Genomic DNA, 14,634 nt, shown 5'->3' with positions numbered 1-14,634 from the left:
ACATCTGAAACAAAAGGAAGTGTGCGAACATGAAAGTATCAACCTCCTGGCTCACGGAATATATATCGCTTGAGGGCGTTACCGCAGATGAGCTGGCAGAGAAAATTACGACCGCCGGCATCGAGATTGACGGTGTGGAGCGGCGCAACAAAGGCCTTTCCGGCATAGTGGTCGGCTATGTCAAATCGAAAGAAAAGCATCCTGACGCCGATAAGCTGAATGTATGCATTGTAGATGCAGGACAAGACGAGGATCTGCAGATTGTCTGCGGAGCCAAGAACGTGGCCGCTGGACAAAAGGTTCCTGTAGCACTGGTGGGTGCCAAGCTGCCTGGTCTGGATATCAAAAAAGCCAAGCTTCGCGGCGTATTGTCGCAGGGGATGATCTGTTCCGCCAAGGAGCTGGGGCTGAACGATAAATTGCTGCCCAAGGAACTGCAGGAGGGCATTCTGGTGCTGCCTGAGGACACCGAAATCGGTCAGGACATTCTGAAGGTGCTGGATCTGAATGATGAAGTTCTCGACTTCGATCTGACGCCTAACCGTTCAGACTGTCTAAGCATGATTGGTGCCGCCTACGAAGTAAGCGCAATTCTCGGACGTGAGCTTAAGCTGCCTGATCCGGCAGCTGATCTGGTAGAATCGGGCGGCTCAGCCTCCGACTCCATCTCTGTCCGGATAGAAGACGATGACTACTGCACGCATTATTCGGTGCGCTACATTGCCGGAGTGAAGACTGCGCCATCCCCGCTCTGGATTCAGAACCGCCTGATGGCTGCGGGGGTTCGTCCGATTAATAACATCGTGGACATCACTAACTATGTGATGATGGAGTACGGACAGCCGCTGCATGCATTTGACGGCGACAAAGTGGAAGGCGGCGTACTGAGTGTGCGTTTTGCCAAGGACGGCGAGATTTTGACCACTCTTGACGGACAGGAGCGCAAGCTGGAGCCGCAAATGCTGGTTATTGCCGATGGGGTGAAGGCTGTGGGTCTGGCCGGAGTCATGGGCGGACTGCAGACTGAAGTAACAGATGAAACCATCAATATTGTACTGGAATCGGCTAAGTTCGACGGCGGGACGATCCGCAAAACCTCACGACAGCTGGGTCTGCGCTCCGAAGCTTCCCTGCGCTTCGAGAAAGAAGTCGATCCGAATGCCGTGATCTCTGCATTGAACCGCGCAGCTTCCCTGATTGCCCGATATGCCGGAGGTTCTGTTCACGAGAGTATTGTGCAGGCAGGGACGGAGACTGCGGAAGAGAAGGTGCTCACCTTATCCCTGGAGAAGCTTAACCGTTATCTCGGCACAGAACTGTCACTGCTGGAAGTGAAGACTTTGTTCAACCGTCTGCACTTCAAGTGCGGAGATGCGGGACAGGGGCTCGTAGAGGTGCAGATTCCGACAAGACGCGGCGATATCAGCTATGATGTCGATCTGATTGAAGAAATCGCCCGGTTATACGGCTATGACAATATCCCTACAACTTTGATTGAGGGTGTGACTACACCTGGAGCACTGACCAGCAAGCAGTCCCAGCGCCGTGAACTGCGCCGTCTGCTGGCACATGGGGGCTATCAGGAGGTTATGGGGTATTCTTTCATTCAGCCGGAGCAAAGCAAGCTTTTCCCGGCGCTTGCTGAAGGCAAGCTTTCTGTCAAACTGGCGATGCCGATGAGCGAGGACCGCAGTGTACTGCGCACTAGTCTGATTCCACAGCTGCTGGAAATCGCCCGCTACAACACGAACCGCCGTCAAAGTGATCTGGCGCTGTTCGAAATCGGGAATGTGTTCTTCACAGACGAAGATCAGCTCACCCGCCAGCCCCGTGAGCTGCCGGTGCTGGGACTTCTGCTGAGTGGAAGCCGTGCATCCAAGCAATGGAATGTAGCCGTGCAGCCTGTGGACTTCTTCGACCTGAAGGGTGCGCTGGAAACTATATTTAACCACTTGGGCCTTGCGGGCAGCGTGGTTTATGAAGGCGATGCTCCTGAGGATTACCACCCGGGCCGTTCGGCTTCGATATACTTGCAGGGTACTGAAGGCCGAGTGAAGCTGGGAACGCTTGGACAGCTCCACCCAGAGCTGCAGCGCGGGCTGGATCTGGAAGATACCTACGTGGCCGAGCTGCTGCTTCAGCCGCTCTACAGCAACGCACGCACCAATATACAGTACACTGAGCTGCAGCGCTTCCCGGGCATGGAGCGGGATATCGCAGTTGTGGTGGATTCTGCAGTGCCTGCAGGTCACCTGCTGGCTTCCATCCGTGAGAACGGCGGAACTCTGCTGCAGAATGTTCAGGTATTTGATGTGTACACGGGAGGCAAGATGGAGAGCGGCAAGAAGAGCGTGGCCATTTCACTGCTCTACCGCCATACCGATCATACCCTGACCGACGAAGAGGTTGTAGAAGTGCATGATAGGGTCGTATCAGCACTTCAGCAAACTTTTGGCGCAGAATTAAGAAAGTAGCAGGAATTGTGCAAAGCCGCAGCGAATCCATTTACAAACGGAGTTCGCTGCGGTTTTTTTCTAACCCTTGGGGCTACGGCGGCTACCGGCAGAATCTATGAAATGTACGGCTTTTTGGCAAAAGAGAATAAATGACGCTACAATAGGAGCAGAGATACCAGCTTAGAATCAGCACACATACAAAGGAGGGCACAACTGTGGCTATGGACCGGACTCGTGTCGCCGTGGAGATATATGGAACATCTTATAAACTTGTAGGAAGCAGCACTGAATATATGAAACAGGTTGCCCGCTATGTAGACGAGCATATGCGCGCAATCTCCAAATCACATTCCCAGTTGGATACCCCGCGGATCGCGGTGCTTGCTGCTGTACATATGGCAGAGCAGGCCATTCAGGTGCAAGACTTTAAGAATGAGCTGAATATGCTGACCGGAGAGCGTACGGAGCTACGTGTAGAAGTCACACGCCTTACGGAAGCGCAGAAGGAGCGGCAGGAAGAGTACGAACGGATGGAGGCAGCAGCCAAGGAGGAGGCTGCCCGTCTGATTGCCGCTGCCGAAGAGGAGCGCAGGCGGCACCTGGAGATTCAGGAGCAGGAGCGGAAGCTGCATGCCGAGGCGCTGCTGGAAGCGGAGACGGCAGCAACGGCTGCCCGCGAGCAACTGGCTGAAGAGCTTAAGGCGCGTGAAGCAGAGCTGTTGACCCTGCGCGAGAGCTATGAGCAGGAGCAGACTGCAGCCCGTGAGAGCCGCCGGCAGGAGCTTGCTGCCGCTGAGGCGGCCCGTCTGCAGCAGCTGGAAGAACTGAAAGCTGCTCACCTCAAGGAGCTGCAGACCCTGCGCGAGACATTGGAGCGGGAGAAGGCGGAAACCCTATCCCAGCTTGAAGTGGAGCTCACCCAGACCCGGGAGTCGCTCGGTGGCGAGATTGTGGAGATCCGCTCATCACTCAGCAAGGAGCTGGCAGATACCAAGTCCGCACTGGAGAAGGAGCTCACAGAGGAGCGCGAGGCGCTTCAGAAGGAGCTTGCCAAGAATAAGGAGCTCCGGCAGTCGCAAGGCACGCAGGAGCATCGGCATAAGCAGCAAGTACTGGAGCTGGAGAAGCAGCTTGGCGAGCTTCGCGGCGGCACCGGGCAGCTGCAGTCCAGGCTGCGTGCAGCCGAAGCTGGCCTGAAGGGCGAGCGTGATTCCCGCATGACACTGCTGGCTCAATATGAAGCGGTGCTGTTGCGCGAAGAACAGCTGACAGAAGAGCTTCGTACCGCAGCACAGCAGGGAACACTGCAGCTCGAGGAGCTGGAGAATCTGCGTGAACGTCATGAGGCCGCGCAGAACGAAGCGGCAGGGCTTAGAGCTTCGCTGCAGGAAACTGCGGATAGCCTGAGCCGGGTTCAGGAAGAACTGCGTTCTGCTAATGAACTCGGAGACCTGCTCAGTGACGAACTGGGAGAGCTGCGCCAGCGTTATGAGGCGAAGCAGGAAGAAGCTTCAACGCTCCGCGAGTCCCTCGGTGAAGCCAAGGCCAGCCTGCATCAGCTGCAAGGTCAGTTCACCCAGTCCGCAGCGGAAGCGGCAGACTGGAAAGAACTTGCCGACAAGCATATGGAGGCTATCGGGGAGCTGGAGATGAAGCTGTTGGAAGCGGAAGAGAAGTCTTTGACTCTGCAGCGTGAGATCGATACACTGCGGGGGCAAGCGGACGGCATGGTGCAGCAGCTTGACCGTGAATCCGGACTGCGGGCCGAGGCAGAAACCGAGAGCCGTCAGCATCGCGAAGAAGCCGAAGCCTCCCGCAAGGAGCTGGCAGCGCTGCGCGGACGTTATGAGGAGCTCATTGCGCAGTATGATGAGGTGCTGCAGGACGGTGAGCAGCTGAAAGAAAGATACGAGCTTCTGGAGGCCGAAGGTGAAGAAAATGCCCGCCGTCTGGAAGAGCTGTATGAGGCCGGGCGGGAAGCCGCCGCTGCGGCGGTGGAACAGCAGGAAGCTCTGCGCGAAACCCGCGAGGTGGAAGCCTCATGGAAGCGCAAATACGAGGAGCTTGAGCAGAGTCAGAGGCTGTGGAACGAGACGGAAGCTCAGCTGCGTGAGGAGATTGAGATTTGGGAGCAGGAAGCCGGACAGGCCGAAGCGAAAACGGACTCCATGAGCCGGGAGTATGCACAAGTGCAGCAGCAGCTTGCTGAGATCGGCGGGAACTATGAGCTGGTTCAGGGCCAATTGCGCCTGGTTCAGGCACAGTTTGAACTGCGGCAGGGCGAGCTGGACAAGCTGTCGGAGGAGCATCGCAGACTTCAGGCGGAATATGCCAAGCTCCAGCGTGAATATAATGAATGGATTCAACTGATCGAACAGGACAGTTGAATGGCGGACGCATGAAAAGGCGGGCCCCAGGCAGTAAGATTGCCTGGGGCCCGCCTTGTATATGCATGCCCTAATATAGATTGACTGTATGAGTATGGCTGTTACTCTACGATCACCTGAGCGCTCATCCCGCTGTGGCCCGAGCCGCACATGATCGCGCAGGTCATTTCGAACGTTCCGGCTTCATCCGGGACAATAACCCGGGAGGCATCTTTGCCGTCCAGCCGCAGATTCAGCTCCGGAATCAGTATGCCATGATTACCGCTCTCATTTTTAAAAATAATCTTTACCGGAACCCCTTTTTTCAGATGGTACGTCTTTTGATCAAAACTGTAGTTCGCTGCTGTAATGATGAGTTCTTCTTTTGCCGTAATTCCGGCATCAGCCGTTTCATTCTTGGAAGTTGCGTCGTTGGTGTTACTGCTTGTTCCTCCGCAGGCGGACAGTACTAGCAGCAAACCGATGGACAGTAGAATGGTAAATCTCCGGATCATCTTCATCCTCCTCCAGGAATAGTGGTGAGCCTTGCGTGCCTCTAGCATAGCTTAATTGGGCCAAGAAGTCTTGGAAAATCAATGGAAAACTTCCTTCCCGCAAGCAAACTCCAAACTTTGTCGAAATTTGCAAAAAAATGATGCAAAAAAGTTTAAAATTCATTATACTTAAAGCAATTATATTATAGCTTGAGAAGTAGGGGATCCACATTAATTTAGCCCAAATTTCACTGAATACGGAGAAATGGCACCGTAAAATATTGACCGGATATTGGATTATTGTCTTTTTCATGCTGGTAGCCCAGCTGTTATTTGTTTTGTCGGATTCTGCGGTTGAGGTCCGAACGGTCCTAATTCCGACTAAAGGGCATCTGTTCATCGGCTGCAATCTCATGATTCTTATAGCCATGATGACAGCGGAAATGTGGCTCCGGTCCACTTTGCTGTATCACAAGCAGGTGGTGGTCGTGTGCGGGTTCATTGTGTCTTATCTTATGTATTTTGTCCTTGAGCCCTTTGTGGATGGAGCGCAGATGACACTTATGCTGCCTATAATGATCGCTCTTATTTATTTTGACCAGAGGCTTCTGGGTGTGCTGGGTGCATTCAGCTTGCTGTTCTATGGCGGAATTTACTTCGGGCTGGAGCGGAGAATGCTGGAGAAGCCATTGCTGGAGTTTTTGATGGTGGAGTGTGTATTTATCGTGTTTGTTGCCATGACTCAGGCTGTCATTATCCGGGCCCGCGAGGTGCGTGAGCATCTGGAGCAGTTGACCAAGTCTGAACAGGGACTTTTGGTGGAACGGGCGATCTCGGACAAACTGCTCAAGATTGACGCTCTGACTGGACTTTACAACCATAAGACCTTTCATGAATATCTGGTTTCGCTGCTGGAGCAGTGTGAGAGCAACGGCCTCAGGCTGCAGCTGGCGTTGTTCGATATCGATAATTTTAAGCGGGTCAACGATACCTATGGTCATTGGGTTGGGGACCTTGTGCTCAAGGAGGTTGCGGCGAAGGTCGGCAGCCTGATTGGTTTAAATGATTTTGCGGCCCGCTATGGCGGGGAAGAGTTTGCGGTGATCTTTACAGATAAAAGCTTTCACGAGGCCTACGCTGCGGCTGAAGAGCTGCGGCTAAACATTGCGGCGATGGAGCATCCCTATGCCGGGGGCAAGCCAATTACAGTCAGTATCGGGTTATGTGACTACCAGCTCGGGGACGGGAAAGAAATGCTTTTCCGCAAAACAGACCATGCCCTATATGCTGCCAAGCGTACCGGTAAAAATGCGGTAGTCACTGCATCTATGAACGATAATATCCTGTCTTATGCATAAGTTAATACAATAAACCCCCTGATTCCGCTATAATTCCGGAGTAGGGGGTTTTGTGTCTGCAGTAAGACCAGCAGATTTCTTCTTTATTTTGCAGCTTCAAACGGTGTGGAGACCGGCAGGAACAAGTCGATGATGCCTATGACCAGTGCTGCCAGAAGCGCTCCCAGCACGGTGACGCTGACACCGCTCACGATGAATTGGGCGATCCAGATTACCAGTGCACTAACGAGAAAACCGACGATGCCGCGGCCGAAGGGCGTTGTTTTTTTGCCGAAGATGCCCTCAATGACCCAGCCGAGCAGTGCAATGACTAGCGCAAGAATAAGCGCACTCCAGAAACCGCCAATCGTGAACTGCGGGACAATCCAGCCAACCACCAGCAGCACGATTGCTGCCACGATAAAACGGACCACATGACCTAAAAATCTCACTGAACTAACCTCCTTTGGCCTTCGCATAAGGATATGTGCAGTTGTTATTGTGGCCTGCATCTGATTTTCTATTCCTGAAAACTTACCCAAATAGCGAAACCCGGCTGAATTAGGTATAATGTAACCATCTATGAAGGGAGCTGTGACTGTAATTGGACGACAAAATTTTGCATACGCTTGAATATCGCAAGATTTTAAATAAATTGGCGCAATATACCCAGACCCCGATGGGACGGCTGCTGGCGGAAAGCCTCAAGCCTTCCGGTGATTTTGAAGCTGTGAAAAAGCTGCTGCAGGCTACGGACGAAGCGGCGAATGTAGACCGGCTGAAAGGCATTCCTTCCTTCGGCGGCATAACGGACATCAAAATGGCCCTGAAACGTGCCTCTATTGGAGGAATGCTGGGAACCAGCGAGCTCCTTTCTGTTGGCAATACTATCGGCGGTGCACGCAGAGTCAAGCGGTTTCTGGCGGCGATGCATGAAGATGAGACCATCACCCTTTTGTTCGCACAAAGTGATCTGCTGTCAGAACAGAAGCATGTTGAGGATGCCATCCGCAGCTGTATCGACGAGAATGCCGATGTGCTGGACACCGCCAGCCCTGAGCTGGCCACCATCCGCCGTGAGCTGCGCGGAGGCGAGACCCGAATCCGCGAGAAGCTGGATTCTATGATCCGCTCTTCCTCCGTTGCCAAAATGCTGCAGGATCAGCTTGTGACGATTCGTGGTGACCGTTTCGTCATTCCGGTCAAAGCGGAATACCGTGCTCATTTCGGCGGAATTGTGCATGACCAGTCTGGCTCCGGTGCCACGCTCTTTATCGAACCGGAATCCATTGTGGCCATGAACAACAAGCTGCGTGAAACCCGGCTGCGTGAGGAGCGGGAGATTGAGATCATCCTGCACCGGCTAACTGCTCTCGTTGGCGATATTGCTGAGGAAATGGCCTATGACGTGGATATTCTGGGCGAGCTGGACTTCATTTTTGCCAAGGCGCGTCTGGCCCGTGATATGAAGGCGACCCAGCCCCGTATGAATGACCGGGGCTACCTCAAACTGCGCAAGGGACGGCATCCGCTGATTCCTGCAGAGCAGGTGGTACCGCTGGATGTCGAGCTTGGCAACCACTATAGCTCAATCATCGTGACCGGCCCCAATACAGGCGGTAAGACGGTCACGCTGAAGACCATCGGCCTGCTCAGCCTGATGTCGATGTCGGGATTGTTCATCCCGGCGGAGGAAGGCAGCCAAATGTGTGTATTTGATGCGATCTATGCCGATATTGGCGATGAGCAGAGTATTGAGCAGAGCCTTAGTACCTTCTCCAGCCATATGACTAATATTATTTCCATTCTGCGCAGAATGACTCCAAAAAGTCTGATTCTTCTGGATGAAGTGGGTGCGGGTACCGACCCTGCCGAAGGCTCTGCCCTGGCCATTGCCATTCTGGAGAATATTCACCGGACCGAATGCCGGATGGTGGCCACTACGCATTACAGTGAGCTGAAAGCCTATGCTTACGAACGCAAAGGTCTTATCAATGCCAGCATGGAGTTTGATGTACAGAGTCTTAGTCCTACCTACCGGCTGCTAATCGGTGTACCGGGACGAAGCAATGCGTTCGCCATTGCCGAGCGTCTCGGTATGCCAAACGCCATACTTGAGCATGCACGCGGTGAGGTGAAGGAAGAGGACCTGCGCGTCGAGCACATGATTGCTTCGCTGGAAGAGAACCGTCTTGGGGCAGAGAACGAGCGTGAACGTGCTGAAGTGGTCCGCCGTGAAGCGGAGGAATTCCGCAACCGGCAGCAACAGGAGCTGGAGAAGCTTGAGAGCCAGCGTGATAAGCGGCTGGAGAAGGCGGAGAAGGACGCCAGCGCGATCCTCGACAAGGCACGCAAGGAAGCCGAACAGATCATCGGTGATCTGCGCCGGCTCGCTATGGAGGAAGGAGCTTCGGTTAAGGAGCATAAGCTCATTGAAGCCCGCCGCCGTCTGGATGAAGCGGAACCTGCGCCCCGTAAGAAGACCGTTGCCCGCAGCAACGTCAAGGCGCCAAGAAAAATTCAGCCAGGCGATGAAGTTAAGGTGCAGAATGTGAACCAGAAGGGCTATGTTGTTGAACTTAGCGGTCCTAAGGAAGCCATTGTACAGTTTGGGATTATGAAGATGAAGGTCAACCTGGAGGATCTGGAATTCCTGTCCTCCGCACCGGATTCCCCATCTCCTGCACTCCGCCGTGCAACTACGGTCAAGCGCACCCGTGATGAGAATATCCGCAGTGAGCTGGACCTGCGCGGGACAAATCTGGAAGAGGCGATTATGGAGACAGACCGCTTCATTGACGAGGCTTTTCTCGGCAATTTAGGGCAAATCTCCATTATTCACGGCAAGGGCACCGGCGTACTGCGCACCGGCATTCAGGAATATCTGCGCAAACATAAGCATGTGAAGAGCTACCGGCTGGGGAATTATAACGAAGGCGGCGCGGGTGTAACCGTGGCTGAACTGGAATAGCGGCTGGAGTCCAGCAGAAAGAGGGAGAAGCATGCAAGAAAATATTGATCTTTTGCTGGATCATCCGCTGGGTGCGCTGCTCGGCTACTTCACAGTGGCCATACTTGGCCTTGTGGTATTTCTGTCTTTCTTCGAAATGGTCACCAAATATAACTGCTGGGAAGAAATCCGCAAAGGGAATGTGGCTGTAGCCATGGCCACCGGAGGCAAAATCTTCGGCATTTGTAACATTCTGCGCTTCAGTATTGATGCGGGAGCCTCAATCTACGAAACGATGAAATGGTCGGTGGTGGGATTTCTGTTGCTGCTGCTCGCCTATTTCCTCTTTGAGTTCCTGACTCCGGTCTTTTCCATCGATGATGAGATCGCCGCAGACAACCGGGCTGTTGGTCTAACTGCCATGCTGATTTCCGTGTCCCTGTCCTATGTGATTGGTGCCGCTATTTTTTAAAGTGGGGTGTGGAAAATGAAGATTTTGGTACGGGTTCTGTTCTTTTCTGCCCTGGCTTTTATAGCGGCCGGTATAATATATCTAATGATAAATTGAATTCAAATGTGAGGTAAGAAGGAGATATTTCAGATGGAAACAACAGTTTGCCCTTGGTGTCATACGGAAATTGTGTGGGACGAGGAGTTCGGGCCAGAGGATACCTGTCCCCATTGTAACAATGAACTTAGCGGCTACCGTACAGTAACCCTGGGTGTAGATGACCTGGAGGATGAAGACGAGCCGGAAGAAGCAGTGGAACCGGAGCCAGAGGATGTAAGCGACGAAGATCTGTGGGATGACAGCGACAAGGATGGCGTAGTGCCGATCTTCAATACACTCGTCCAATTCGGAGACGATTATGATTTGAAGCGCTATGAGTCAAGCGTATCCGCCATTCTGGCGGCACAGCTGGAAGCGCCTGAGTGTCCGCAGTGTCATGAGCTGATGCTGCTCTCCGGAACCCAGAACGTTGAGGGTTTCGAGCCATCCTCACCGGAAGCCTTGGGTGGACCTGTCCTGAAACCGCCGTTCTCGCTGAATCTCTTTGTCTGCCCCTCGTGCTTTCATGTACAGCACAGCCTGGCGCAGGAGGACCGCATTCAGCTTGTGCGCAATCTGAGCACCGGCACCAAGTAATACACGTTATGGTTTCTCCGCGAGCTGGGCATGTTAAGCAGACACGTCCAGTTGGCAAGGAGGAACAGCATGAAGAATTCATCGCAAAAACAAGAGGTACTGCTGCTCGCGGTCAACGGATTATGTTCCTTGGCCACCGTGCTGGCAGGTACATTTTTGAACGTCTACTTATGGAAGAGCAGGCAGGATTTTTCTATGGTCGGCTGGTTTACGGTAGCTCAGCAATTGGCCGTGGGTCTAAGCTTCTGGCTGGCCGGGAAATGGGTTAAGGAACATAACAAGATGAACGCCCTGCGGCTGGGCCTGGCCGTTTCGGGCCTTTTTTATTTGCTCGTACTGTGGCTGGGCAATCGGGCGGTTAATTATATATGGCCGCTTGGGTTGATTTTGGGCATAGCGATCGGATTATTCTGGCTGGCTTTCAACATTGTTTATTTTGAGATAACGGATGCAGGTAACCGGGACTTTTTCAATGGTTGGATGGGATTACTGGGTTCATTCACGGGTATCGTCGGGCCTTGGGTATCAGGCTGGATCATCACTGCTCTGCATGGAGAGCGCGGTTATCGCCTAGTGTTTATTTTATCGCTCTCCATATACGGAGTAGCCGTGGGCTTAAGCTTTTTTCTTAAGAAACGTAAGAGTGAAGGGGCTTATTTGTGGAAAGAACCATGGAGGGAGCTGCACCGCAAGGGCAGTGCATGGAGACCGACAGCGGCAGCCTTGGTATTCCAGGGACTGCGGGAGGGCGTATTTTCCTTTCTGATTGGTCTTCTTGTGTACATAGCCGCTAAAGAAGAAAGCAAGCTGGGACAATTTGCACTGATCACTTCAGCGGTTTCACTGGTCAGCTACTATGCTGCCGGCAAATGGTTCAAACCAAGACTCCGTTCCGGTGGGATGCTCGCCGGAGGCATTCTGCTGATTGCTGTCATTACTCCGCTCCTCTGGAGGGTTAGCTACGGCACCTTACTGATTATGGGTATTGGAACATCCCTCTTTCTTCCATTATATATGCTGCCCATGACCTCCAGCAGCTTTGACCTGATGGGCGAGTCGAAGGAGAGTGTGGGCAAACGGGTAGAACTGGTGGTTCTGAGGGAGCTTTGTTTGATGACGGGCAAGATTCTGGGCGTTTTTGTATTCATAGCCATGCTATCGGTTAACGAATCGCCCCGTGTGATTACCTTGCTGATGCTTCTCCTGGGCGCTGCTCCGCTGGGAAGCTGGCTTACACTGCACCGGCTGCTGAAGCGCAAAGCGGAGGAATCCCTCTTATAGTCAATAGTAGGTTGGAACAGGGGGAATACAGCATTGGCCAAGAAAAAGGATTACGGTCTGAGGACAAAGGTTACGGTCATGGTCTCCGCCGTAGTGATGCTGGTCATGGTAGTGCTATACATTATTTTCAGAAATCAGATTATTCCGCAGACCAGACATGCGCTGGAGGATAAGGCAATCGCTATAGCCCGGACCATTGCTTTGATGCCGCTGGTGTCAGAGGGACTCAGTGAAGGGAACAGCAAGGAGATTCAGGCCTACACCTCCAAAATCACCCGCCGCAATGATATTATGTTTGTCGTAGTCATCGATATGAACAGTATCCGGTATTCACATCCCGATGCTTCGAGGATCGGTAAGGCCTTCGTCGGGGGAGGGCAAGAGCTTGCGCTGCGCGGCGAAGAAAGTATCTCTGAAGGAGAGGGACTGCTAGGCAAATCGCTGCGGGCTTTCGTCCCCGTGTACAGTAACAGGGGTTCCCAGGTTGGAGTGGTCGTAGTGGGCCTTTCCATGGAACGGGTACACAAGCTGATCCGGCAAAATGAATGGACAATTATTGCAATCCTGCTATCTGGTGCCGTGCTTGGAGCCGGAGGAGCAATGGTATTGGCCCGGAAAATCAAACAGATGATGTTCGGCATGGAGCCATCCGATATCTCTAAGCTGCTGCAAGAGCGCAGTGCCATGCTTCAATCTGCACGTGAGGGTATTATTGCGGTCGACGATCAAGCCCGGATCACCATGATCAATGTAGAAGCGGAACGGCTTCTGGGAACGGCTGGTATTACAGGCAACGCGATGACCCGGCATATCACCGATTATTGGCCGGAGCTGCGCCTGGAGCAGGTGCTGGTCAGCGGTGAGGCAAGGCAGGATCAGAATTTGGAGCTGAATGGCATCTCCATCTTGGCCAATAGTGTTCCGATCCGGGTGAATGGTCAGATTGCGGGGGCCATTGCTACGTTCCGGGACAAGACCGAGCTTGCAGTACTGGCGGAACGGCTGTCCGGAATTTCCGTCTATGCGGATGCTCTGCGGGCAGGGGCGCATGAATATATGAATAAGCTCCATGTTATCATGGGAATGACTCATATGGGCCTGTACGATGAACTGCAGCAATATATTTCGGGGACCGTCAGCAACTACCAGAATGAGATTGGTACCATTACGAGGCAGATCAAGGACCCGGTTATGGCCGGCTTTCTGCTGGGGAAACTTAGCAGGGCCCGGGAAGCGGGGATTGAGCTGCTGCTGACAGAGGACAGCTATCTGCCAGAATCTGCAGATCCGCAAGTGATGCATGAACTGATTACCATCACCGGTAATTTACTCGACAATGCCATGGAAGTACTCGAAGGCCACAGCGTTAAGGAAATTGAGCTTGCTTTTGATTACGACCGGGGGCACCTGATCTCCACAGTGAGTGACAGCGGACCGGGAATCCCTGAAGCGCTTCGGGAGCAGATATTTGTGCAAGGATTCTCCACCAAGGGAGAACACAGGGGAATCGGACTCTATCTGGTCCGTAAAAGTGTGGAGAAGCTGCATGGCCAGCTCCAGATCATACCCGGCCTGGAGCCGGGAACTACATTTATAGCCGATATCCCATATACGGTGAAGGAGGATGAGAACAGATGACCATACAAGTGCTGATCGTTGAAGATGATCCGATGGTAGCCAAGTTTAACCGCCATTACCTGGAGCAGATTCAGGGCTTTGAGTTCGCGGGCTGGGCTGCTTCAGGTGATGAGGCCGTGCAGATGCTTGAGGAGCTTGCGGTTGATCTCATTCTACTGGATTTCCACATGCCGCGTACCAGCGGTCTGCAGCTGTTATCCGCTTTGCGGGAGCAGGGGAGTATGGTCGACATTATCGTCATTTCTGCAGCCAGCGATAATTCGAGCATCCGCAAAGCCCTTCAGCTGGGGGCCGTTGATTATTTGATCAAGCCATTTGAATTCTCCCGCTTTCAGGCGGCGCTGTCCGCGTACCGTGAGGATTACGCTCTGATGAAGCATAAAGAGAACCTCAGTCAGGAGCAGCTGGATAAGCTTCTGCGTCATTCTCTCGGTACCGAGGAGGACAAGAGCGGCACACTGCCCAAGGGTCTTACCGAAGGTACGCTGGAGAGCATTTGGAGCATTATACATAAGCTGGAGCAACCGGTGTTTTCGACCGAGGATATCACAGCAGCGGCTCCGATTTCGCGGATCTCCGTCCGGAAATACCTAGCGTTTCTCACAGAGGCGGGTGTTCTGGAGATGGAGATCAGTTATGGAGCGGTGGGCAGGCCGGTATATATGTATACTGTGGCGGCTGAAGGCCAGGGAATTATTGCTAAATATATTTAGGTGGAAAAAGTATCACTAATTGAGCTCATTTGGCTTATGGGGTGTCTTATGTGGGAAAAAGTACCACTAATTCTGCTGAAAGCAACCCTATGGGATGATTATGCAGGATTAGGTGTACAAAATCCCATTAAAACCATCTGTTTGTAAAGATTCAGCCCATTTAGTTATACTTATTCCACTTTGCTTCAGATTCCTATTATTGAAAGAACTATTGATTAAATTCAATGAGAAACATCCTTCATGGAAATATAA

General features: G+C 52.8%; 11 protein-coding genes. 9 read left to right on the top strand and 2 right to left on the bottom strand.

What is annotated here, in order from left to right; translation table 11 throughout:
• Positions 1-29: 29 nt before the first annotated feature.
• Both pheT and A3842_RS23735 read left to right on the top strand, forming a co-directional pair.
• Positions 30-2,474, top strand: coding sequence for a phenylalanine--tRNA ligase subunit beta (gene pheT, locus A3842_RS23740; protein WP_074102949.1), 2,445 nt, complete (start codon positions 30-32; stop codon positions 2,472-2,474).
• A 197-nt stretch (positions 2,475-2,671) separates the two neighbouring features.
• Positions 2,672-4,843 (top strand): cell division protein ZapA, encoded by a 2,172-nt coding sequence (locus A3842_RS23735; protein WP_074102948.1) that lies wholly within the window; start codon positions 2,672-2,674, stop codon positions 4,841-4,843.
• A gap of 101 nt (positions 4,844-4,944) precedes the next feature.
• Here the strand turns inward: A3842_RS23735 and A3842_RS23730 are convergent, their stop codons facing one another.
• Positions 4,945-5,337, bottom strand: coding sequence for a cupredoxin domain-containing protein (locus A3842_RS23730; RefSeq protein WP_074102947.1), 393 nt, complete (start codon positions 5,335-5,337; stop codon positions 4,945-4,947).
• A gap of 260 nt (positions 5,338-5,597) precedes the next feature.
• On the opposite strand from A3842_RS23730, the gene A3842_RS23725 reads away from it, so the two are divergent.
• The gene (locus A3842_RS23725) at positions 5,598-6,674 is read left to right on the top strand and encodes a GGDEF domain-containing protein (protein WP_074102946.1); all 1,077 of its coding nucleotides are present in this window, start codon (positions 5,598-5,600) and stop codon (positions 6,672-6,674) included.
• An 83-nt stretch (positions 6,675-6,757) separates the two neighbouring features.
• On the opposite strand, the gene A3842_RS23720 is transcribed toward A3842_RS23725, so the two are convergent.
• Positions 6,758-7,105 carry a phage holin family protein gene (locus A3842_RS23720; RefSeq protein ID WP_074084673.1) on the bottom strand — a complete coding sequence of 116 codons (348 nt, stop codon included), beginning with the start codon at positions 7,103-7,105 and terminating at the stop codon, positions 6,758-6,760.
• Positions 7,106-7,257: 152 nt separating this feature from the next.
• Here A3842_RS23720 and A3842_RS23715 point away from each other — a divergent pair, with 152 nt between their 5' ends.
• From A3842_RS23715 to A3842_RS23690, 6 genes are all read left to right on the top strand, one after another.
• A complete protein-coding gene (locus A3842_RS23715; protein WP_074102945.1) occupies positions 7,258-9,624 on the top strand; it encodes an endonuclease MutS2 in 2,367 nt (788 codons plus the stop codon).
• A gap of 31 nt (positions 9,625-9,655) precedes the next feature.
• Positions 9,656-10,075, top strand: coding sequence for a DUF350 domain-containing protein (locus A3842_RS23710; protein WP_074084671.1), 420 nt, complete (start codon positions 9,656-9,658; stop codon positions 10,073-10,075).
• Between the two features lie 129 nt (positions 10,076-10,204).
• Positions 10,205-10,750 carry a hypothetical protein gene (locus A3842_RS23705; protein WP_074102944.1) on the top strand — a complete coding sequence of 182 codons (546 nt, stop codon included), beginning with the start codon at positions 10,205-10,207 and terminating at the stop codon, positions 10,748-10,750.
• A 69-nt stretch (positions 10,751-10,819) separates the two neighbouring features.
• A complete protein-coding gene (locus A3842_RS23700; protein ID WP_074102943.1) occupies positions 10,820-12,031 on the top strand; it encodes an MFS transporter in 1,212 nt (403 codons plus the stop codon).
• A gap of 33 nt (positions 12,032-12,064) precedes the next feature.
• On the top strand, positions 12,065-13,669 hold the full coding sequence (dcuS, locus tag A3842_RS23695) for a DcuS/MalK family sensor histidine kinase (protein WP_074102942.1): 1,605 nt from the start codon (positions 12,065-12,067) through the stop codon (positions 13,667-13,669).
• Positions 13,666-14,382 (top strand): response regulator, encoded by a 717-nt coding sequence (locus A3842_RS23690; protein ID WP_074102941.1) that lies wholly within the window; start codon positions 13,666-13,668, stop codon positions 14,380-14,382. The genes dcuS and A3842_RS23690 overlap by 4 nt, the downstream gene beginning before the upstream one ends.
• Positions 14,383-14,634 lie beyond the last annotated feature (252 nt).

This window comes from Paenibacillus sp. P3E (assembly GCF_001909045.1).
Classification (GTDB): domain Bacteria; phylum Bacillota; class Bacilli; order Paenibacillales; family Paenibacillaceae; genus Paenibacillus_AQ; species Paenibacillus_AQ helianthi.
This window is presented reverse-complemented; position numbering and strand designations above follow the sequence as displayed.